The organism is Prevotella pectinovora (assembly GCF_000834015.1).
Lineage (GTDB): Bacteria > Bacteroidota > Bacteroidia > Bacteroidales > Bacteroidaceae > Prevotella > Prevotella pectinovora.
Window position 1 is genome coordinate 12,011 of record NZ_JXQI01000029.1, and the last position, 21,668, is coordinate 33,678.

Annotated in this window: 19 protein-coding genes and 2 pseudogenes; 19 read left to right on the forward strand and 2 right to left on the reverse strand. The window is 46.3% G+C overall.

Going from position 1 to position 21,668, the window contains the following annotated elements:
- The first annotated feature begins 55 nt into the window (after positions 1–55).
- From ST42_RS04175 to ST42_RS04265, 19 genes and pseudogenes are all read left to right on the forward strand, one after another.
- A complete protein-coding gene (locus ST42_RS04175; RefSeq protein ID WP_042519917.1) occupies positions 56–1,330 on the forward strand; it encodes an adenylosuccinate synthase in 1,275 nt (424 codons plus the stop codon).
- Positions 1,331–1,352: 22 nt separating this feature from the next.
- Positions 1,353–2,714, forward strand: a complete 1,362-nt coding sequence (hisS, locus tag ST42_RS04180; RefSeq protein ID WP_022316004.1) for a histidine--tRNA ligase — start codon at positions 1,353–1,355, stop codon at positions 2,712–2,714.
- A 324-nt stretch (positions 2,715–3,038) separates the two neighbouring features.
- Positions 3,039–4,058, forward strand: coding sequence for a rhamnogalacturonan acetylesterase (locus ST42_RS04185; protein WP_231556906.1), 1,020 nt, complete (start codon positions 3,039–3,041; stop codon positions 4,056–4,058).
- 259 nt (positions 4,059–4,317) lie between these two features.
- Complete coding sequence (gene ppdK / locus ST42_RS04190; protein WP_044072466.1) at positions 4,318–7,038, forward strand: pyruvate, phosphate dikinase; 2,721 nt, start codon at positions 4,318–4,320, stop codon at positions 7,036–7,038.
- Between the two features lie 283 nt (positions 7,039–7,321).
- Positions 7,322–7,600 (forward strand): toprim domain-containing protein, encoded by a 279-nt coding sequence (locus tag ST42_RS04195; protein ID WP_052488230.1) that lies wholly within the window; start codon positions 7,322–7,324, stop codon positions 7,598–7,600.
- Positions 7,601–7,886: 286 nt separating this feature from the next.
- Complete coding sequence (locus ST42_RS04200) at positions 7,887–8,381, forward strand: hypothetical protein (protein WP_042520330.1); 495 nt, start codon at positions 7,887–7,889, stop codon at positions 8,379–8,381.
- 37 nt (positions 8,382–8,418) lie between these two features.
- The gene (locus ST42_RS04205; protein WP_042520340.1) at positions 8,419–8,715 is read left to right on the forward strand and encodes a DUF4134 domain-containing protein; all 297 of its coding nucleotides are present in this window, start codon (positions 8,419–8,421) and stop codon (positions 8,713–8,715) included.
- A 102-nt stretch (positions 8,716–8,817) separates the two neighbouring features.
- A pseudogene (locus tag ST42_RS04210) lies at positions 8,818–9,072 on the forward strand (DUF4134 family protein); the annotation flags it as partial.
- 562 nt (positions 9,073–9,634) lie between these two features.
- Positions 9,635–11,446: a reverse transcriptase/maturase family protein gene (locus ST42_RS04215; protein ID WP_042520332.1), complete on the forward strand. Its 1,812-nt coding sequence runs from the start codon at positions 9,635–9,637 to the stop codon at positions 11,444–11,446.
- A gap of 24 nt (positions 11,447–11,470) precedes the next feature.
- Positions 11,471–11,593, forward strand: a pseudogene (locus tag ST42_RS14470) (DUF4134 family protein); the annotation flags it as partial.
- 311 nt (positions 11,594–11,904) lie between these two features.
- A complete protein-coding gene (locus tag ST42_RS04225) occupies positions 11,905–13,077 on the forward strand; it encodes a tyrosine-type recombinase/integrase (RefSeq protein WP_006743472.1) in 1,173 nt (390 codons plus the stop codon).
- A gap of 123 nt (positions 13,078–13,200) precedes the next feature.
- Positions 13,201–14,463 (forward strand): site-specific integrase, encoded by a 1,263-nt coding sequence (locus ST42_RS04230; RefSeq protein WP_006743471.1) that lies wholly within the window; start codon positions 13,201–13,203, stop codon positions 14,461–14,463.
- Between the two features lie 148 nt (positions 14,464–14,611).
- Positions 14,612–14,932, forward strand: a complete 321-nt coding sequence (locus tag ST42_RS04235) for a helix-turn-helix domain-containing protein (RefSeq protein WP_006743470.1) — start codon at positions 14,612–14,614, stop codon at positions 14,930–14,932.
- A 12-nt stretch (positions 14,933–14,944) separates the two neighbouring features.
- Entirely contained in the window at positions 14,945–15,259 is a 315-nt protein-coding gene (locus ST42_RS04240) for a hypothetical protein (protein ID WP_006743469.1), read from the forward strand.
- Positions 15,260–15,296: 37 nt separating this feature from the next.
- Entirely contained in the window at positions 15,297–16,547 is a 1,251-nt protein-coding gene (locus tag ST42_RS04245) for a site-specific integrase (protein ID WP_006743468.1), read from the forward strand.
- 67 nt (positions 16,548–16,614) lie between these two features.
- Positions 16,615–17,442: a hypothetical protein gene (locus tag ST42_RS04250; protein WP_005812835.1), complete on the forward strand. Its 828-nt coding sequence runs from the start codon at positions 16,615–16,617 to the stop codon at positions 17,440–17,442.
- 288 nt (positions 17,443–17,730) lie between these two features.
- Complete coding sequence (locus ST42_RS04255) at positions 17,731–18,129, forward strand: plasmid mobilization protein (RefSeq protein WP_005812832.1); 399 nt, start codon at positions 17,731–17,733, stop codon at positions 18,127–18,129.
- Positions 18,126–19,364 (forward strand): hypothetical protein, encoded by a 1,239-nt coding sequence (locus ST42_RS04260; RefSeq protein ID WP_006743467.1) that lies wholly within the window; start codon positions 18,126–18,128, stop codon positions 19,362–19,364. The genes ST42_RS04255 and ST42_RS04260 overlap by 4 nt, the downstream gene beginning before the upstream one ends.
- Before the next feature lie 17 nt (positions 19,365–19,381).
- Complete coding sequence (locus tag ST42_RS04265) at positions 19,382–19,999, forward strand: hypothetical protein (protein WP_005812828.1); 618 nt, start codon at positions 19,382–19,384, stop codon at positions 19,997–19,999.
- A gap of 268 nt (positions 20,000–20,267) precedes the next feature.
- Here the strand turns inward: ST42_RS04265 and ST42_RS04270 are convergent, their stop codons facing one another.
- Positions 20,268–21,017, reverse strand: coding sequence for a nucleoside phosphorylase (locus ST42_RS04270; RefSeq protein WP_042520252.1), 750 nt, complete (start codon positions 21,015–21,017; stop codon positions 20,268–20,270).
- Between the two features lie 11 nt (positions 21,018–21,028).
- Positions 21,029–21,529: a nucleotidyltransferase domain-containing protein gene (locus ST42_RS04275; protein WP_044065270.1), complete on the reverse strand. Its 501-nt coding sequence runs from the start codon at positions 21,527–21,529 to the stop codon at positions 21,029–21,031.
- Positions 21,530–21,668 lie beyond the last annotated feature (139 nt).

The following is a 21,668-nucleotide window of genomic DNA, read 5'->3' on the forward strand; positions in this document are numbered from 1 at the left end:
TGACTTTCAATTTGCCAATTTTCAACTCTTCGGCTAATAAAAATAACATATAAAAATGGAAACAGGAAAAGTTGATGTCCTGCTCGGTTTGCAGTGGGGCGATGAGGGAAAAGGAAAAGTTGTAGACGTACTGACACCAAACTATGATGTCATTGCCAGATTCCAGGGCGGTCCAAACGCTGGACACACGCTGGAGTTCGAAGGAGAGAAATACGTACTGCGCAGTATCCCGTCAGGTATTTTCCAGGGTGGAAAGACAAACATCATCGGAAACGGAGTAGTTCTGGCTCCTGACCTCTTCATGGCAGAGGCCAAAGAACTGGAGAAAAGCGGACACCCGCTCACCAAGCGTCTGAAAATATCAAAGAAAGCCCATCTCATCATGCCTACACACCGACTGCTCGACGCCGCATACGAGGCAAGAAAGGGCAAGAACAAGGTCGGAACGACAGGAAAAGGCATCGGACCGACATATACAGACAAAATCTCACGTACAGGACTTCGTGTAGGAGATATCTTCGACAACTTCGAACAGAAATATCAGCAGCATAAAGCACGCCATGAAGAGATGCTCAAAGACCTCGGCTATACCGACTACGACATAACCGACGTGGAGAAGACATGGATGGAAGGTATAGAATACTTGCGCCAGTTTGAGATTGTTGACTCTGAGCATGTCATCAACAAAGTGCTGAGAGACGGCAAAACCGTGCTCTGCGAAGGCGCACAGGGCACTATGCTCGACGTTGACTTCGGTAGCTATCCGTTCGTAACATCTTCAAACACTATTTGTGCGGGGGCCTGCTCAGGACTCGGCATAGGCCCCAACAAGGTTGGAGAGGTTTACGGCATTATGAAGGCTTACTGTACACGTGTCGGAGCTGGTCCGTTCCCTACAGAGCTTTTCGACGAGACCGGAAGCAGACTGCGTGATCTCGGACACGAATATGGAGCCGTTACAGGAAGAGAGCGCCGCTGCGGATGGATCGACCTCGTTGCACTTCGCTACGCTATAATGATAAACGGAGTTACACAGCTCATCATGATGAAGAGCGATGTGCTCGACGGATTCGACACAATCAAGGCTTGCGTGGCCTACCGCAAGGATGGAGTCGAGACTCGTGATTTCCCATTCGATATCGAGCATGGCATAGAGCCTGTATATACAGAACTGCCAGGATGGAAAAAAGACATGACAAAGATAACGAGAGAAGACCAGTTCCCGAAAGAATTCAAAGACTACATCGAATTCCTCGAGACGGAACTCGAGACTCCTATAAAAATCGTGTCGGTCGGTCCGGATAGAGAACAGACAATCGTAAGAAATTAACATATAGACATAAATACAACAGATGAGCAAACCATCAATACCCAAAGGCACGCGCGACTTCACTCCAGCGGAGATGGCGAAACGAAACTATATTTTCGATACAATTCGCTCCGTTTACGCCCTCTACGGCTTCAAGCAGATAGAGACACCCGCTATGGAGACGTTGCAGACGTTGCTCGGAAAATATGGCGAGGAGGGTGACAAACTCCTCTTCCGTGTGCTCAACAGCGGAGACTATCTCACCAAGGTGAGCGACGAACAGCTGGCAGAACGAAATTCGCTTGCACTCTCTTCAAAAATCTGCGAGAAAGGATTGCGCTATGACCTCACCGTGCCGTTTGCACGCTTTGTCGTGATGCACAGAGATGAAATCCAGTTGCCTTTCAAGCGTTATCAGATTCAGACTGTGTGGAGAGCAGACCGTCCACAGAAAGGCCGTTACAGAGAGTTCTATCAATGTGATGCCGACATCGTGGGCAGCGATTCGCTGCTCAACGAGGTGGAGTTGGTGCAGATAATGGATACCGTATTCCAGCGTCTTGGAATAAGAGTACAGATAAAAATCAACAACCGAAAGTTGCTATCAGGAATTGCCGAGATTGTAGGAGAGGCTGAAAAGATAGTGGACATTACGGTGGCTATCGACAAGCTCGACAAAATCGGTCTCGACAAGGTGAACGAAGAATTGAGAACTGACGGAATAAGTGAAGAGGCGATAGCCAAGTTGCAGCCTGTCATAACTTTATCCGGAAGCAATGAAGAAAAACTCAAGGTCATGGAAGACTTCCTTGCTTCGTCTGAAGTGGGCATGAAGGGAATAGAGGAACTTCGTTTTATTCTGAATGCCGCATCACAGGTTGACCTGAAAAACGAACTTCAGCTCGACCTCACGTTGGCTCGTGGACTCAACTATTACACAGGGGCAATCTTTGAGGTCAAGGCGTTGGACACTCCAATGGGAAGCATCACAGGCGGAGGACGCTACGACAACCTCACAGGAATCTTCGGAATGCCAGGAATAAGTGGAGTGGGAATTTCATTCGGAGCCGACAGAATATATGATGTGCTTAACACTCTTGACCTCTATCCAAAGGAGATAACGACCGACACCCAACTGCTCTTCATAAATTTTGGAGAGAAAGAAACCTGCTATTGTCTTCCTGTCGTTGCCAAAGCCAGACAGAACGGAATACGCACGGAGATGTTCCCTGATGCAGCGAAGATGAAAAAGCAGATGGCATACGCCAATGCCAACGCCATACCATATGTGGCTCTCGCCGGCGACGACGAGATACAGAAAGGGGTGGTGACGCTCAAGAATATGGAAACAGGAGAGCAGGAACAAGTAACACCAGAACAACTGATAGAAATTGTGAAGGGATAATACGTATATCGAGTGCCGGCAGTAAGTAGTTTCTGTCGGCACTTTTTCGATTAAGCCCCCAGCGTAATTATAGTAGGCATATAGTGCCTGGAAATTTTGAAGACCATCATAATATGATTTATTGCGTAACGACCATTATAATATGATTTATTGCATAATCGCCACCATATATATTATGTATATTATGTAGTAGGATTTCTGAAAGCCTATCCGGCATCTGTCATCATGGCATTCCATCAGGATGCCAGTACTCCATTCACTATCCGTTACGAGGCAATTCACAATTTCAAATACCAAAACAAATACATTTATAACATAAAACAAATGAAAATTAAAAAATCGATTGCAGACCTGGCAACTCCATTGCACACGATTCTGACAATGGTCCTTGCAGTGCTTGCCATCTCGTCGTTCAGGGCAGACAAGACAAAGACAATCTTCATGATAGGAGACTCAACGATGGCTAACAAAGACATCAGCGGAGACAAGCAAGAGAGAGGGTGGGGAATGATGCTGCAGAACTATTTCGACGACGGCATCATCGTGGACAACCACGCCATGAACGGACGCTCATCGAAGAGCTTCATCAACGAAGGCAGATGGAAAGCTGTGCTCGACAGGATAATGCCCGGCGACTACCTCATAATACAGTTCGGCCACAACGACGAGAAAACTGACTCGGCTCGCCACACCACACCAGGAACCACCTTCGACGCCAACCTCAGACGCTTTGTAAGGGAAGCAAGAGAAAAGGGCGCCACGCCGATACTCATGAACAGCGTGGTGCGCCGCAACTTCAGCGACTCAAAGACGGCTGTTGCCGACGATGACCTGCGTGACAACTCCTCAAAACAACTCGCCGAGGGCGACACCCTGATAGACACCCACGGTGAATATCTCGTCTCGCCAAGGCGCGTGGCCAAGGAAATGGGTGTAGTCTTCGTTGACGCAAACAAGATTACACACGATTTGGAACAGTCGATGGGAAAAGAAGGTTCCAAGAAACTGCACATGATATTCAAGCCGGGAGAAACTCCATCGCTGCCAGACGGAAGGCAAGACAACACACACTATAACATCTTTGGCGCCAACAAGGTTGCAGGATTGCTCGCCGACGCCCTTTGCAGACAAGTGGCCGAGCTGGCAAAACATCACGTATACTATGACATTTATGTGTCGAAAAACGGCAGCGGACAATTTGACGACCTCGAGTCTGCGGTGGCAAGCGCTCCAAAAGGCAGGAAAGTCACAATCGCCGTGTCGGGAGGAGAATGGAAAAAGCCTGAGGCCATGAAGGGAAAGAAGGTGAAGTTCGTGTTGACACGAGGAGCAAAGTTCCTTTGATATTTATAAAGTAGAGTTTGCAAAATGGTCATAAACATAAGGAGTATTTTGATATAAATCATTTTTTGAAAAATTAAAACATGCACAAATGTTAAGATTTTGTCTGAAATGTTGCATTTTATTCCCTAATTTATTATTTTTGCAGAACAAAGGAAACATATTTCCAATAAAACTGAACCATAATTCTAAAGAACTAAGAAAAATAATTCAGAAAAACGGAGAATAATTCTAACTAAATACACGTAATTTTTATTAAACTATGAGCAAAAAAAGAGTTTATACCTTCGGCAATGGTAAGGCTGAAGGTAAGGCAGACATGAGAAACCTGCTCGGAGGTAAGGGTGCCAACTTGGCGGAAATGAACCTTATCGGCGTACCAGTACCTCCAGGATTCACTATCACTACAGACGTTTGTAATGAATACTTCGAGAAAGGAAAGGAAACCGTAGTAAGTCTCCTCAGAGATGAGGTAATCGCTTCGGTACACCATATAGAAGGACTGATGAACAGCAAGTTCGGCGACATTGAGAATCCATTGCTCGTCAGCGTGCGTTCAGGGGCAAGAGCTTCAATGCCAGGCATGATGGACACAATCCTCAACCTCGGTCTCAACGACGAAGTGGTGAGGGGATTGGCAAAGAAGACCGGCAACGAGCGTTTTGCATACGACAGCTACCGCCGCTTCGTGCAGATGTACGGAGACGTGGTGCTCGGAATGAAGCCAGTAAACAAGGAAGCCATCGATCCGTTTGAGGCCATCATAGAGAAAGTGAAGGCACAGCGCGGAATCTCTCTCGACAACGAAATGACAGTAGACGAGCTCAAGCAGCTCGTAGACCTCTTCAAGAAAGCCATTAAGGAGCAGACCGGCAAGGACTTCCCTACAGATCCTATGGACCAGCTCTGGGGCGCCATCTGCGCCGTGTTCGACAGTTGGATGAACGAGCGTGCCATCCTCTACAGAAAGATGGAAGGAATCCCGGCAGAGTGGGGAACAGCCGTTTCTGTAATGGCTATGGTATTCGGAAACATGGGCAACACATCGGCAACGGGTGTTTGCTTCAGCCGCGACGCCGCGACTGGTGAGAACGTGTTCAACGGTGAGTACCTCGTAAACGCACAGGGCGAAGACGTGGTAGCAGGTATCCGCACACCACAGCAGATCACAAAGCTCGGCTCACAGCGTTGGGCTGAGCAGCAGCAGATACCAGAAGAGGAGCGTGCAACCAAGTATCCTTCAATGGAAGAGGCCATGCCGGAAATCTTCGCTCAGCTGGACGCTCTGCAGCACAAGCTAGAGAAGCACTATCACGATATGCAGGATATGGAGTTCACCGTACAGGAGGGCAAACTGTGGTTCCTGCAGACACGTAACGGAAAGCGCACAGGTACCGCAATGGTAAAGATAGCCATGGACCTGCTCCACGAGGGCGAGATCGACGAGAAGACAGCACTCAAGCGTTGTGAGCCAAACAAACTTGACGAGCTCCTACACCCCGTATTCGACAAAGACGCTCAGAAGAAAGCCAAGGTCCTCACACGCGGTCTTCCTGCATCTCCAGGTGCAGCATGCGGACAGATCGTATTCTTTGCCGACGACGCAGAAAAATGGCATGAGGCTGGTCGACGCGTCATAATGGTGCGCATCGAGACAAGTCCGGAAGACCTTGCAGGTATGGCTGCCGCAGAGGGTATTGTAACCGCACGTGGCGGTATGACATCACACGCAGCCGTTGTGGCCCGAGGTATGGGTAAATGCTGTGTTTCAGGTGCCGGTGCGTTGAATGTTGACTATAAGGCAAGAACTGTAGAAATCGACGGTGTCACACTCAAGGAGGGCGACTACATCTCGCTCAACGGTTCTACAGGTGAAATATATTTCGGTGAGGTGAAGACAAAGCCAGCAGAGGTGACAGGTGATTTCGCCGACCTCATGAAGCTTTGCGACAAATATACGAGACTCGTGGTTCGTACCAATGCAGACACACCACACGACGCCCAGGTTGCACGCAACTTCGGAGCCGTAGGTATCGGACTATGCCGTACAGAACACATGTTCTTCGACAACGAGAAGATCAAGGCAATGCGTGAAATGATTCTCTCCGACACAGTAGAAGGACGCAAGAAGGCGCTCGAGAAGCTGCTGCCTTATCAGACTAAGGACTTCTACGGAATCCTCAAGGCCATGGACGGATGCCCTGTAAACATCCGCTTGCTCGACCCACCATTGCATGAGTTCGTGCCACACGATCTCGCAGGTCAGCAGACTATGGCAGAGGAGATGGGTCTTACCGTAGCAGAGATTCAGAAGCGCGTTGACAGCCTGAGCGAGCACAACCCTATGCTCGGACACCGCGGCTGCCGTCTCGGAAACACATATCCAGAGATCACAGAGATGCAGACAAAAGCAATCCTCGGTGCTGCCGTGCAGCTGAAGAAGGAAGGCTTCAATCCGGAGCCGGAAATCATGGTGCCGCTCATTGGTATCGTCAACGAGTTCGACATGCAGGAGCAAGTTATCCGCTCTACAGCCAATAAGATTTTCGAGGAGGCTGGTGTTGAAGTTGAATTCAAGGTCGGCACGATGATCGAAATTCCTCGTGCAGCCCTTACGGCTGGTTACATCGCAAAGAAGGCTGAATACTTTAGCTTCGGTACAAACGACCTCACTCAGATGACTTTCGGCTACAGCCGCGACGACATCGCAAGCTTCCTGCCAGTATATCTGGACAAGAAGATTCTGAACGTAGACCCATTCCAGGTGCTCGACCAGACAGGTGTCGGTCAGTTGATAGAGATGGCAGTCGACAATGGCCGTAAGACCCGTCCAAACCTTACATGCGGTATCTGCGGTGAGCATGGTGGTGAGCCTTCATCAGTCAAGTTCTGCCATAGAGTAGGTCTCAACTACGTAAGCTGCTCTCCATTCCGCGTGCCAATCGCACGTCTCGCAGCCGCGCAGGCTGCTGTAGAGGAATAACCTGAAAGATGCTGATAATTAGTGAGATACGAGGCAAGGACTTGGAAAACAGGTTCTTGCCTCGGTTCTTTTTGCTCATATTCTGCACGTTATGCGTGCAGAACGTGTTGGGTAAGTACCCCAATTTGTTGACCAGTTTTTCTGGCCATGTTGACCAAGCAAAAAAGTGGTTTCGCCACAAACGACGGAAAATGCCCCCTTTGTTTGCGATATGTTGACCGGATTTTCAGGTAATGTTGACCAGATTTAATTCTGATTCTGCATAAATAAATGAATTGAAAATATGCTCACCTACGCAACTATCGAGACATGGATGCCCGGAACAGGAATCTGCACAGGTGTTCCTTGCGATTATTTCGTTCTCAATGGTGTCGGCGAGGTGAAGCAACTGCTGCCCTACCTCAAAGAATATGACTCCATCCATTGCTATCTTGACAATGACGATGCAGGCAGGGCGACCACCAAGACCATTATGAAGGCTTATCCCGACATGGCTATTGACGACTCAGGCCGATACAAGGGATATAACGACCTTAATGATTTCCTTGCTGGAACGAGATAAGAGTTTTTTCATACGATCATTAGACTATATTTCTTCAGAGGAAGTTTCTCAGAGATTGAGCGACTTCCTTTTTTTGTGCCCTAAATAACTTTAATAGTATGATAATTGCGGAATTTCCATACTATAAAACTAAACAACTTTAATATTGGCCTCCCCAAAGCGCGATTTTTTCTCTATTCACTAAAAACACTGTTACTTTGCAGTCGCAATCTGACTTGCAAGACTTAATCCGTCGTGGCTTGTCAGTATGAAAATTGAAGTTAAAAACAAAAATCATACATATAATATGACACCATTCGCAATATTCGCTTTCGTACTCACCTTCGGGTACTTCATCTATTTCGCCGTGATGATTACCCTTGACCTTCATGCCAAGCCAGCTGACGGTCAAAAAAATGAAGAGGAAGACATTGACGTGGAAGGAATGAAGGACGAAGGAGTTGAAGATCCCAAAGTCATCAGCGAGGCTTCCGACCTTGAAGGTGGCAGAGTAACCTATACGGACACCACCACTGATGATGGACTTCGGGTAATCAGTCCTACCGGCACAATCGTCCAGTCACCAGAAGAGGAAGAACCCGTCGTTGATCCCGACCCAGCTCCAGAGGAAAAGGAGAAGACGACGAGTGAAGAACTCAATGAGGAGAACGAATGCGGCATGGAAGACATCGAGCCGGAGGCACAGCACTCTATGTATGCCGACGAATTCTATGCCATGCTCAACGAGAATCACAAGAATACAAGAAACATCAAAAAGGAGAATGTCCGTGACCATCTGTAAAAACAATCATTTGCTTGGTGTCGTGTTGACAGGCATCATGCTTTCCTTGCCAATGTCATCTTCAGCCAAATGTGGCGGAGTCGATTACAGCTGGGGAGCAGATGCGCTGTCGAACGCCCACGACTATACCGTCACCATGATGCTCTATGTAGTCTATCTGTCCTACGCGATTGCAGGATTGGTAGCCGTCATCGGAGTCTTGCAAATCTACATCAAGATGCAGACTGGTGAAGGTGACATCACAAAGTCAATCATGATGCTCCTTGGAGCGTGCCTGTTCATGATTGGAGCTTATGTGTTGTTCCCGGCATTCTTCGGTTACAGTATCATATAGAAACAAGATAGTAAAAAACTCTCGACTGGCCAGAAGAGAAATATATCGTGTGTAAAATGGTGAAAAGTTTATCAGTAAAACAATCAAACTTCAGGAAACGAAATGAAGAAAATCAAAATGTTCGCAAAGAACGTCTTCAAGCCCAACCGCATGAAGATGGCAGCCCTGATGCTCCTTTGCGGCACAGTAGCAACCTTTGCCCAGAACTCAGCGGGTGACTACACTGCTGGAACTAACGCTCTCTCCACAGTTACGGAGGAGATTGCCAAGTACATCCCCTACGTAGTCAAGCTGTGTTACGCAATCGCTGGTGTTGTTGCCGTTGTCGGTGCCATCTCGGTGTACATCGCTATGAGTGCGTCCGTAATGGTTGCATGATAAATACCTCTTTAGCAAGAGGATAGGTCAGGGTTCAAATGACCTACTTCCACCCAAATAAGCCCGAGGGGAAACCTAAAGGTGAAAATAGCACTTTGGGAAAGCAATAAGTCAGTCAAAAGCCAGACTGCGACTGAATTGCGAGGGAGAAAGACAGATATGAGGATAAAGTCCATACTGATTGAACGATAGCCCAGCGGCAAAAGATGTAGCTGCGACGGAAGGCTTTTACAAACGTCGCATTGTGGCACTTAAACAACGTCATTGGTGTTATAGCAAAGAACCAGCCACAACGCAACCGCAGTAAGCGGAGAAAAGGGCGGAAGTCGTATCCGACAATCTGTCGTGCTAATGGTTATCATGCAGCTAAACGGAGATTACCTAAGTTGGAAAGCCATGAAAGTGGCTATGAGCTTTGGCTCTGAATATCCAATATGGTAACGGAGTTCCCATAGTAGTCCGAGCAAGGTAATGCCTTGTACATGGCGAAGGGGAACAGTTAGTAATGTTTTAATACAAATTTTGAAAACGTGTAAGACGTATGGAAAAATCAGAAAGAGTATTAAAAGCTCTTAGTGACCACAGTCAAAGTTCGGATTATAAGTACGAACGACTGTATCGGTATCTGTTCAGTGAAGAGATGTTCGCTGTAGCCTACCAACGTATCTATGCGAAGCAAGGCAACATGACACCCGGAACTGACGGCAAGACCATTGATGGGATGAGTCTTGGAAGGATTGAAAGATTGATTGTGTCCTTAAAGGACGAAAGTTACCAACCCCACCCTGCACACAGAGTGTACATACCGAAAAAGAACGGCAAGAAACGTCCGCTCGGTATTCCCTCATTCGAGGACAAATTGGTGCAGGAGGTAGTTAGACTGCTGCTTGAAGCCATTTATGAAGGTCATTTTGAAGGCACCTCACATGGTTTCCGACCGCATCGAAGCTGCCACACGGCATTGGGTATGATACAGAAGTCTTTTGCGGGAGCAAAGTGGTTTATCGAGGGAGACATCAAAGGCTTCTTTGACAACATAGACCACAACGTACTAATTAGCATTCTTCGTGAACGCATATCAGATGAACGCTTCCTCAGACTTATCCGTAAATTCCTCAATGCAGGGTATGTAGAGGATTGGAAGTACAACAAGACGTACTCAGGAACTCCGCAAGGTGGAATAATCAGCCCCATACTGGCTAACATCTACCTTGACAAGTTTGACAAGTACATCAAGGAGTACGCAGCCAAATTCCGCAAAGGTGACAGACGCAGCATCAATCCCGAATACTGGCGTTTGAACAATAAGAAGAACAGGCTGAAACAGAAGTTGCAGAAAACATCCGATGAGCAGATGCGGAAAAGCTATCTGTATGAAATTGCCCAACTGAGCAAACAGATGCTGTCCACTCCTCACAAGGATGCAATGGATGCGGACTTTAGAAGATTGCAGTATGTAAGGTACGCGGACGATTTCCTTATATCGGTTATCGGAAGCAAGGCTGAATGCGAGACCATCAAAGCGGACATCACCCAATTCATGAGAGAACAACTCAAACTTGAATTGTCCGATGAGAAAACTTTGATAACACACGCACAGGACAAGGCGAAATTCCTTGGATATGAAATCTTCATCAGAAAGTCAGACGCAGTGAAAAGGAATAAGGACGGAGTTCTCAAAAGAGACTTCAACGGCGCAGTGGTGTTAACCCTTAACTCGGCTGTGATACAAAAGAAGCTCACTGAGTACAACGCATTGGAGGTCAGAAACATTGACGGCAAAGACATTTGGTGGTCAAAGCCTCGCAGATATATGACTCCAATGAAGCCCGAAGATATTCTTGCCCAATACAATGCGGAAATCAGAGGACTTTACAACTACTATTCACTTGCAGCAAACGTGTCCAAAGAATGTGCATCTTTCGCCTTCATTATGAAGATGAGTATGTTAAAGACACTTGGCTGGAAACTGAACACTTCCGCAAGGAAAGTTCGCCAGAAGTATCAGAAGGACAAGGACTTTGTCATTCCGTACAACGATGCCAAGGGAAAGCAGAAATACAGAGTCTTCTACAATGAGGGTTTCAAAAAGAGAAATGCGCAGTTCGATGTTGACTATGACAAACTGCCACAGACCACGTACGTGCCATATCCGAGCCTCGTAGAAAGGTTGAAGGATGGCAGATGTGAACTATGTGGTAAAGAAGGAAAAGTAGTCATGCATCATGTGAGGACACTCACCAAGCTGAAAGGCAATAATGAGTGGGAGAAACTGATGCTCAAAAGACATCGCAAGACACTTGTTGTCTGTGAGGACTGCAACTCTATGATTCAGAACTATGGTAAAGAGTAATGTTACTAATGGAAAGCCGTATACATGGAGACATGTAAGTACGGTTTGGGGGCGAGTACTCGGAAACCGCCCACCGCAAGGTGGGTATGGCGCTGGGTGCTTAGCCCACACAACGAGGAGCAGGATGTCAAGAATATCTTAGTCCTCCAAAATTGGTTGGAAAGGATAAGAAAGGAAGTGACAAATAAAGTGCTTAGTATCAAGCGAATAAGCGATTTTTTGATTTTTCCGATTCTTGCTCAACCGACTCTTAAAAAGATATAATAAAATGATTTTTGTTTCTGATTTGTTTCTCATATATGGCTTGATTTTCATATCTTTGCACATGCTTTCAAAGGCATAATCACGATGCAGAAACGATATATCAGCATCCGAAAAGCCCAACCCTCGCAGACCCTCTGCAAAATTCATTTTCCCTTCTTTCGGGAGTAAATTACCAAAATAAAATATAAACAAGCATGGCAAGACCAAAGAAACAAGTCAAACTGAAGGAGCCGATTAAGATTCGTCTCAAACCTCTCGCAGATGGCAACAAGAGTATCTATCTTGACATCTACTGGAAGGGAGTCAGAAAGTATGAGTATCTGAAACTCTATATCATTCCTGAGGTCAATCCACTCTGCAAGGAGCAGAACAAGGAAACGATGGCACTCGCAGAACGTATCAAGGCAGAGCGCATCAAGGCTCTCCATGGTCACGGAGTGCAAGACTGGGAAACCGTCAAGCAGGGTTCACAACTCTTGACAGGATGGATCAAGAAGTATTGTGAAGGTGGAGTCAGCACCAAGAAGTCAACCCTCCATTGTCGTGTTGAAATGCTTCACACCGTGGAGAAATATCTTGAAGAGTCCAATCAGACCTTCATCACCCTTGAAGAGGTCAATGCTGATTTCTGCCGTGGGTATGTGAAGTTCCTTCGCACCTTCCCAAACTCACACTGCAAGTACATTGAGCCAAGACCTATCAGCCAGAACACGGCAAGCCGTTACCTCGGCATGTTCTCGACTACTCTCAACAATGCTGTCCGTCAAGGTATTATCCGAAACAATCCAATGAAGGAACTGGATGCCAAGGAGCGCATTCAGCCAAAGGATGGCAAGAAGGAATACCTTACCATTGAGGAACTTAAAGCCCTCATGGCAACCGACAGTTACCGCCCAGAGGTCAAGCAAGCCTTCATCTTTGCTTGTTTCACTGGATTGCGACTCAGTGATATGTACAAACTTGCACCGATTCACATTTTCAAGACTCCTGACGGCAAGGGCGAGTATATTGACATGGAAATGCAGAAGACGGAGAAGCCTGTCATCATCCCACTCTCTGAAGAGGCAAAGCGTTGGTTACCAAAACCAAAGGGAATAACAACTCCCTTCTTTGATATACCAACTACTCAGACCGTCATAGGCAGAGCCCTTCGCAAATGGGCAGAGGCAGCAGGTGTAGAGAAGCACATCAGTTTCCACTGTTCACGTCACACCTTCGGCACAATGATGCTGACACTTGGCGCAGACCTGTTCACCACAAGCAAGTTGATGGGTCACACCAACATTCAGACCACTGAAATCTATGCGAAAATCGTAGATAAGAAGAAGGAGGAAGCCATCAACCTCATTGATGGAATGTTCAAGTAAAGGATGTACTTTGAAAGTACCCCCCCTTCAAAGAGTTAAGGGAGGTGACTTGAAATCACCCCCTTTGATAAACCAGGGTGGTGTTTCACCCCAGTGGTATAACCAATTATAACAATCATTGATATGACCATCACACTTCGACAAAAAGACCTTGAAAACGACAACAAGAGCCTGTATCTTGACATCTATGAGAATGGCAAGCGCAAGTTTGAGTTCCTTTCCCTCTACCTAATCCCTGAGATTAACCAAGAGACAAAGGAACGCAACGAGGCTACCTTGAAACGTGCGCAGGAGATTCGTGCCGAGCGCGTCCTTCATCCCGAGACCATTCCCGAGAAAGGTCACTTGATGGTTGTACCCGACATTCCCAACGATGACTCACCCGAAGTCATTGACTGGATCCAGACTTACATGGAGTGGATGGACGGCAATCCCGAATATTCCAAGAGGACTGTCGAGCAGACTCAATACCTTCAAGAACGCATGAAGGAGTTTCTGAAAGCCAAACGCAGACCGCACATCACTCTGATGAAGTTCGATAAGACATGGTTCAAGGCATTCTTTCTTTGGCTGAAGAATGACTATGTACCTCAGAAGTATGTGAGAGTCAAGGCAAAGCCGTTGAGTAATGCCAGTTTGCGGAACATGCAGCAACGCATTGTCGCAGTATTCAACAAGGCAGTCAAGACTGGCAAGTTGAAGGCAAACCCCTTCTATCAGTTGGAGAAGGAAGACACAATCTCCAAGCCAAAGTCTGGTCACAAGCTGTACCTTACACCCGATGAACTCAAACTCTTCATGGCATCCGAAGAGACTAACGGAGTCAGGGAAACCCAGTTGGCATTTGGCTTCGCTTGCCTTACAGGACTACGCATCAGCGACATAAGGGCTTTGCGATGGTCAAACATCATGAGGAACGAGGTAACGAACACACTTGTAATCGTCCAGAAGAAGACCAAGGAACTCAATGCCGTCCCAATCTGCTCAACCGCAGAAGCATGGATGCCACCCAAGAAGGATGACAAGGTTTTCCACCTTCCTGCCCATGCCAATGTGGATGCAGCTCTCAAACGAATAGCCAAGAAGGTAGGTATCACGAAGACAATCTCCTTCCATACCTCCCGACATACCTTTGGCACATTGATCCAAGCGGCTACTGGTGACATCGAGACCACCAAGAAACTCATGGGTCACAAGTCGCTCAAATCAACCGCAGTCTATGCAGACGTGCTGACTGAGGAAAAGGTCAAGGCTATCTCCAATACCAAGACGGTATTCAGGAGTCGCAAGCCACACACCGAGAACAAGAAGATTCCACGAACCAAGCGAACGGCAGCGACCAACACGCACCCTCGCAAGGTCATAGATATACAGGATAACGAATAACGGCTAACGAGCCGATTCAGGATAACAACCAGTTTCATTTCATCAAAAGCAGTGCCCTGATTCAAGGTAGTGGTTTCCGCTACCCTTAGGGGCTTGCTATCTCAAAACCAAGCATTCAGGATAACGTAAACAACTAAATATCAAGATTATGAATAAGACTATTGACAACGAGACTCTTCTTTTGAAGGTAGAGTCATTTGAGCATCGCATCGAGGTTCTGGAGAACACTCTCAGCGCAGCCAAGGAGGTATTGACACTTGAAGAAGCAGCCCTTTTCATGGGTATATCAAAGAGCAGTCTCTACAAGATGACCCATCGTCATGAGCTTCCTTTCTTCCGTCCAAACGGCAAACTCATCTACTTTGAGAAGGCTGAACTTCTGAAGTGGATGCGTCAGAACCGCAGCATGTCTGAGGCTGAGACCAAGGAGGCAGCAGCCCAGAAGCTGAATGAACTTGCCAACCACTAATCAATGAGTATTATGAATCAGGATTTCAATCAACAGCAGTACAACGACAAACTGGCTCAGGTAGCCAGCCTTGCCGTTACCTATGCCAAGGATGGCACAGGCTATCACAGTATGAAGGATGCCTTCAATGAACTGTGCGAGATTTCACATGCCAACAAGGGCATTGACCAAGAAAACACTATCGGCAGACGAACCCTGCTTGTGCAGAGTGTCTGCATCAAGGCTATCCATGCGCTCACTCCATACCAGAACGAGCGACTTGAACAGCAGCTGAAGGACATTGCTTCGGACTATCCCGAGCATCGTCACCTGCATTTCCGCAGATAGTTTCTTCTTTCCCTTTTGTCATATCATAGACATATCAATGAGAGTTACCGCTTACATACGTCAGAAAGATACATCGAAGAACGACCTTGACAGCCGTGCTTCGGTGTACTTCCGTGTCCGTGACAAAGGGCTTGATGTCAAGTGCGCAAGCGAACTTCAGATCAATCCCAATCACTGGAGCCAAGAACGACAGGGCTACAAGAGCCGTGTCAATCTTGTGGATGACGATACCAGAAACCTCTTTGACTCACAGGTCAAGGAGATTACAGGTATCATAACCAGGGAATACTATATCGGAGCAAACTCCGACTGGCTAAGACGACTGATATTTGCCTATCACCACCCCAATGCCTATTGCATGGGCAGTGGCATGGCGGTAAGCAAATCCTTTGTCATCTGGGCAGAGAGGTACCTTCAGAACAAGCATTTCGGCAAGCATCAGGAGTGCAACACCCGATGCCTGATTGACAAGGTTACTCGTTTTGAGGATGAACACAAACACCCGATGAACATTGACAGCATGACTGCCGATGATCTTCGTGTGTTTGCGGATTTCCTGTCTTCTGACTATGACATATCTATGAATACCATCGTCACTAACATGACCTTGATGCGTACCGTCTGCAACTGGGTACGAAAGCAGGGAGTCACAAACAATGACCCCTTCTTTGGCTATGACATGCCCAAGGCACTCTATGGCACTCCATATTTCCTGACCATTCAGGAGCGTGACCAAGTTCTGGATGCAGACCTAACGGATGATGCAGAACTTGCTGAGTATCGTGATATGTTCGTGTTTCAGTGTATGGTCGGATGCCGTCATAGTGATCTTGTGACCTTCACCCCCAAGAACATTATTGACGGTGTTCTGGAATATATCCCCATCAAGACCAAGGGCAAGTTAGGTGACGTTGTAAGGGTTCCTCTTATCCCCAAGGCTATGGCTATCCTTGATGGCCATGACCATGGTGATGATGAACCAATCTTCCCCAAGCATTATAACTTCAAGTTCAACGATGCTATCCGTAGAATCTTGAAGCGTGCCAAGGTAAATCGTGTTGTCACTGTGATTAACCCTAAGACACGGCTTGAAGAGAAGAAGCCAATCTCAGATGTGGCTACCTCTCATCTTGCACGAAGGACTTTTATCGGTAATCTTTACCGCATGGTCAAAGACCCTGATTTGGTTGCTTCTATGTCTGGTCATGCCAAAGGCAGCGTTGCTTTTGCCCGATACCGAGTCATTGATGATGACATGAAGAAATCCCTGGTTGAACTTATCCAGTGATTCTCTTCTTTTTGATGGCATATTCCTTTTCCCTTTATTCGGTTACATTTCAATAATATCATAGACTATGGACGATAAAAAATTACATCGTTGCTTCACTTTCTCTGAAGAGCAGTTGAAGCATCTTCGAAGCAAGAAGTACAAGATTGACCGTATGGAATGCTTCATGTCGCTTGTGGATCTTGCCGAGCCAGTTCCAAAACTTGTGCAAATCAGCAAGACCAAGCAAGTAGAAATCTTGGCAGGTCAAGTTATGGTTGACAATACCCAACTTGCCAAACTCTGGGACAAAGACCGCAAGACGGTTCCAAAGCTGTTGGATGCTATGGAGGCTGTGGGCATTTTCTCTTCTCAGGAAGTGGAAGATAACCGCATCTACACCCTTCATTGTCTCTCAGGCTGGTATGTTGATGCCAAGTTCGTGTCGAATGCCTTTGCCTTAAAGCGCAATAACGACAGTACGGCAATCATCCATGCGGAAGTTCCTGCCTCCAAGGTCATCATCACTGAGGATCCTGATGACAAGAAGAAGGACAAGGAAGGTTCTGCTTCTGCCGATGACAAATCCAATGACTCTGCCGAGGGCAACAATCCTCAGACAACTGGCAATGTGTCGCACCAATCACCACAATCTAATGATAGTGGCAATGTGGGTAAGTCTGGAGCAGATGGCAACAAGTCACCATCACCTCCTGAAAACAATTCCCCGCAGTCTGCTGACAGCCCTTCTCCCCAAGGTGAAGCCGATGGCAAGCAGAATGAAGGGAAGCAGCATGAGCAGATACCTTCTCAGCAAGGAGGACAGCAGCCACAACAGCCTAACGGCAATCAAAGACCGCCTTTCAACGGCTATCAGAAGCCTAACGGCTACTACAACCAGAACGGCAACAAATAGCCGTCTGAGGACTCAGGAATGCGACCTGCACCGCCAAACCATCCCAAAGGACGTTTACCGATACAGGACAACACGGCAAGCCGAAACGACTTTCTAAGCCCTGACGGGAACTTAGCAGGTAAAAGGACCGATTTTTAAGAGGTACTTTTCGAGAAATCCTTTTGTACTACATTATTTGTGACCAAATTTATGCAGTCCTAAAAGTTTCTCGGGCTACTCGCAGGCTCGCAGACCTATGTCCTTCTTTTTTACTGATTTATATTCATCCCTTTAATCATATTCAAAGATATGGCTAAGAAAAAGAAGATTATCAAGAAGACACCCACAAGGGTGCATTCCTTCCGCTGTACCGATAAGGACTGGAAGGAACTGAAAAAACTCGCTAAGGAATGTGGTATGAGCATAGGCAAGTATCTCGTTGAGACTGGCAAGAAGCATCACCCACGTCAGCGACTCACTCCAGAGGAAAGCAAAGCCCTGAACTCTCTGACTGAGGCACGTACCGACTTGATAAAAGTCCGCAGTAAGTTGCACGATGCTTCACCCGAGGAAAAGCAGAAGATGTTCAGATCTCCAAAGTTCATGAAGTGGTGGATTGAAGCCGTTGAACGACTCATCAAACACTGGTATAGCATTGAAGACAACCTTACTTCTCCTGTACTGACCAAAGTTCAAGAAGACGAATGATTATACTCGCAAGACCAGTAGCCTATGGCGGCAATGCCGCAAGGTACGCAATGGAGAAGGAGGATGCAACCGTGGTCAAGGTGAACCACATGCCTGACTATCTCGATGCCACCGAAATCTGGTATCGGATGAAGCATCACTGCCAGTTGCATCAACAGGACAGGACTGTTGGGCGAAAGTTGGAACGCTTCATGACCACGTTTGTACTCTCCCCATCCAAGGAAGAGTCAGAGAACTATACCTTGGATGACTGGGCAAACCTCGCTGATGAAGGATTGGAAGCTTTGGATTCAGTCGGACTTTTACCCAAAGGCTTTAAGGAGAAGGTCAAGACCAATTTCCGCAATTCTATGAGTGTTGCTGCCTTGCATCGGGATTCCAAGTCTGGAACCCTTCACCTGCATCTTGACTGTTGCCGTGTGGATAATGACGGCAAGACCAACGATGTTCACGATGTTCACATCAGAGCAATAAGGGCTGCGGAAATTATCAACGCAAGGCATGGTTGGGAGCAACCTCAGGAGGTTCGTGAAATGCGCCAACAAGATATAGCGGAGTTTTGCGAATATACCCTTCAGAAGATGGATAGTTTCGACATTGACCGTTACTTTGATATGCTTCGCATGAGAGGCTATGAGGTCAATCCAAGGTATGACACTACTAACTGCAAACTTGTGGGCTACACCATCGGCAAGAATGCCTCAGTGTTCAAGGCTTCTGCCATCGGTCGAAAGTTCATGGTATCACAGCTTGAAGCCACATGGAAGAAGATGCATCCTAAGCCTACTCAGGTCAAGATGCGACCTGCTTCACCTTCCGTTTCACCGGCTCGCCCTGCTCGCCATGTTGCTCAGACAACGAAACCTACCCAGTCCAATTCTAAGCCATTGCCAGTTGCTACCAAGACTGCCTTCAATGTCAATGTTAGCGGTGAAATGAAGAGAATCTATATTCCGAACACGGTCAAGGACATCTTCCTCAATGAGGTTCAGGTTCCTGATTCTGATATGACTGCATCAAGAGAGGACATTTCTCATGTAGGTATGCTTCTCTTCCTTGATATGATTGATGCAGCAACAACCGTGTCCGAATCTTGTGGCGGTGGTGGTTCTGCTCCTTCCTCTGGTTGGGGTAAGGATGATGACGAAGACGAGCGTGAGCGGGCTCGCCGTTGCCTCCAGATGGCTCATGCCATGTGCAAGCCACCGCAGAAAAGACGTTCATTCCACCGTTAGACAAATCCTACATATCAATGAGAAGAACAAAACATGTAGAAGAACTCATCGAAGATGACGAGCAGAAGCCTGACTTCGATGACATGATGAACGAAGTCCAGGAAGAGATTGAAGAGCATGATGCCGAGGATGCTGTTGTCAGTCGTGCGCCTGAACTCAGGCAGTTGAGTGAGAACATTGACAAAGCGACCAACACTTGGATCAATGCAACTCTTCAACTGGAGTCTGCCATCCGTAAGTACAATTCAGCTCAGACTGCTCTTGGCAATGCCGTTGACACTATCAGTGGTAAGGTTGACACCATCAATACCCACATTGACAATGTTCTGAAGGATGCCCCAACCAAGTTGAAGGTTTCAGTCAGAGTCGATGATGTTGACTGGAAGAAGATTCAGGACATGTTCGACAAACAACATGAATGGATGACCACTCAGATGCAGAAGCATATCCGTGAGGTCAATCAAATGTTTTATGAAGAACGTAGAAGGGTTCAGGAAAGGTACAAGGAGTACGACGGAACCTACCTCGGACACTATGTGCAGTATTTCTTCTGGTTCTTCTTTGTCCTTGGACTCGTTATTTTCGGCTTGGCTATCTTCCTGATGCTCGACAGTCACTACCACTGGACGAAGTAATCTAATGTTTATACCCTCCAAAATCCCTACGAAACTTGGCATAGTCTAAGTTTGTAGGGATATTTTTTTTCTTGAAAACGTCATTTTCTTGAAAATGTGCACTATTGCCCGTTGTGGGAGCCAGATAGCATGAGTAACTTTGCACCGTCAAAATAAACGAGTGTAAACCTAATTGTTATAAAGTAAGCATTCCGTAAACCACGTATAGATGGTTATGGAATACTTTTTATATAGTCCGCTAAATGGGAATTTACAATTCTGATATACTTCAGATGTAGGTTGCCGTTTCTAAAGCAATATAAAGTTTGTTTAAACTATGGTTGGCATTGTTCAAGCCTTTGGCTTCATATCCATTTGTATCCAAAATGTCACCTGTTTCAAAAAAAGCATACAACTTCAAATTGTAGAAGTCGCACACAGATTGAACTCCAGCCAATTCCATTTCTACAGCGATGCACCCTTCTTCTTTACGTTTGCGTACAAGTCCTTTTGTTTCTCTGATCATCGAATCTGTCGTCCATATTTTACCTGTAATATATGGTACAGATAATTTGTCGAAAATTATGGAAAGTTCCTTGCTTGCGGCTATATCAATATAGTCGGATGGTGCTGCAAAATAATATGAACACCCGTCCCCTCTGTAACTTTGTGTCGGTATGATAAATCTACCTTGTGTGGTTGTACGGTCAAGACTGCCACAGGAACCGAACATAATGAACTTTGATGCTCCAGTTAGCCAGCTTGCAAGATGACATTGAGAGGATGCTACTGCTGAACCTATTCCTGACAGGTAGAAAGTTATCGTAACTCCTTTATAAGTTGTTTTATAGATATGCGTATCGCCATTGCAAGCCGGCATAGTTGCAATAATTTCAGATTCGTAGGAATCAAGTAAATGCCGATGAATCTCCTTCGAGAATATTATCAGGCATATATCTGCAAAATCTCCACGTCTGCCGTAGAAATCAAACAGATTGATCATTGGTTCAGTTTCAATATCATAACTATCAGTAATCATAGCATATTGAATCAGATGTGAGTTTTATATTGCTCCGGTATCTCAAGATTGAAAGTTCTGCATAATAACAGGACGTCGTGGACATCATTTTCATCGTATTCATATCCAAGATGGAACTGTACCTGTGCCTCCGGGTTTATGCATGTTACCTCAATATTCCCGATATTTCCTTTACCTGAGAAAGTTTCGCTTGGGAAAGTGTATCCGTCATATAGAATTCCATCTTCGACATATTCGAAACAATGCAGATCGATTATTCTTCCGTTGTCATCTTTCCAGACAGTATGGCTATCGGTCGTATAGTCCATTACAACTTCTCTGTATCCCTTCCAGGTAATCACGGATATGGCCTTACCATAGTCTTTCTTCTCTACGAACAGATCGATGTCGTTATGTATTCTTGTTTCTCTGCCTATAAGTGCATCGACACCCCAACCGCCGTCCAGAAACACCTTTACAGATGCTTCAGACAGCATTTCAAGAATCTCACATGTATCAAAATAAGTGACCATAAAATTGCAATTAAAACCTTAATTCCGCAACACTATAATTTAACTTTATTTATAAGTTCCTGAGCAACAAAAAGTTGCCCAGGATTTTGCCATGTCAGAATTTTCACTTATCTTAGTGTTGCAAAAAGAAAACAAGCAA

Excerpts from the sequence above, each read along its gene's own strand:
- ST42_RS04255 (WP_005812832.1), top strand. The coding sequence starts at position 17,731 with ATGGCTAAGAAAAAGAAGATTATCAAGAAGACACCCACAAGGGTGCAT.
- ST42_RS04195 (WP_052488230.1), top strand. The coding sequence starts at position 7,322 with ATGCTCACCTACGCAACTATCGAGACATGGATGCCCGGAACAGGAATC.
- ST42_RS04265 (WP_005812828.1), top strand. The coding sequence starts at position 19,382 with ATGAGAAGAACAAAACATGTAGAAGAACTCATCGAAGATGACGAGCAG.
- ST42_RS04275 (WP_044065270.1), bottom strand. The coding sequence starts at position 21,529 with ATGGTCACTTATTTTGATACATGTGAGATTCTTGAAATGCTGTCTGAA.
- ST42_RS04250 (WP_005812835.1), top strand. The coding sequence starts at position 16,615 with ATGGACGATAAAAAATTACATCGTTGCTTCACTTTCTCTGAAGAGCAG.
- ST42_RS04270 (WP_042520252.1), bottom strand. The coding sequence starts at position 21,017 with ATGATTACTGATAGTTATGATATTGAAACTGAACCAATGATCAATCTG.
- ST42_RS04205 (WP_042520340.1), top strand. The coding sequence starts at position 8,419 with ATGCTTTCCTTGCCAATGTCATCTTCAGCCAAATGTGGCGGAGTCGAT.
- ST42_RS04230 (WP_006743471.1), top strand. The coding sequence starts at position 13,201 with ATGACCATCACACTTCGACAAAAAGACCTTGAAAACGACAACAAGAGC.
- ST42_RS04245 (WP_006743468.1), top strand. The coding sequence starts at position 15,297 with ATGAGAGTTACCGCTTACATACGTCAGAAAGATACATCGAAGAACGAC.
- ST42_RS04215 (WP_042520332.1), top strand. The coding sequence starts at position 9,635 with ATGGAAAAATCAGAAAGAGTATTAAAAGCTCTTAGTGACCACAGTCAA.
- ST42_RS04225 (WP_006743472.1), top strand. The coding sequence starts at position 11,905 with ATGGCAAGACCAAAGAAACAAGTCAAACTGAAGGAGCCGATTAAGATT.
- ppdK (WP_044072466.1), top strand. The coding sequence starts at position 4,318 with ATGAGCAAAAAAAGAGTTTATACCTTCGGCAATGGTAAGGCTGAAGGT.
- ST42_RS04235 (WP_006743470.1), top strand. The coding sequence starts at position 14,612 with ATGAATAAGACTATTGACAACGAGACTCTTCTTTTGAAGGTAGAGTCA.
- ST42_RS04240 (WP_006743469.1), top strand. The coding sequence starts at position 14,945 with ATGAATCAGGATTTCAATCAACAGCAGTACAACGACAAACTGGCTCAG.
- ST42_RS04175 (WP_042519917.1), top strand. The coding sequence starts at position 56 with ATGGAAACAGGAAAAGTTGATGTCCTGCTCGGTTTGCAGTGGGGCGAT.
- hisS (WP_022316004.1), top strand. The coding sequence starts at position 1,353 with ATGAGCAAACCATCAATACCCAAAGGCACGCGCGACTTCACTCCAGCG.
- ST42_RS04185 (WP_231556906.1), top strand. The coding sequence starts at position 3,039 with ATGAAAATTAAAAAATCGATTGCAGACCTGGCAACTCCATTGCACACG.
- ST42_RS04200 (WP_042520330.1), top strand. The coding sequence starts at position 7,887 with ATGACACCATTCGCAATATTCGCTTTCGTACTCACCTTCGGGTACTTC.
- ST42_RS04260 (WP_006743467.1), top strand. The coding sequence starts at position 18,126 with ATGATTATACTCGCAAGACCAGTAGCCTATGGCGGCAATGCCGCAAGG.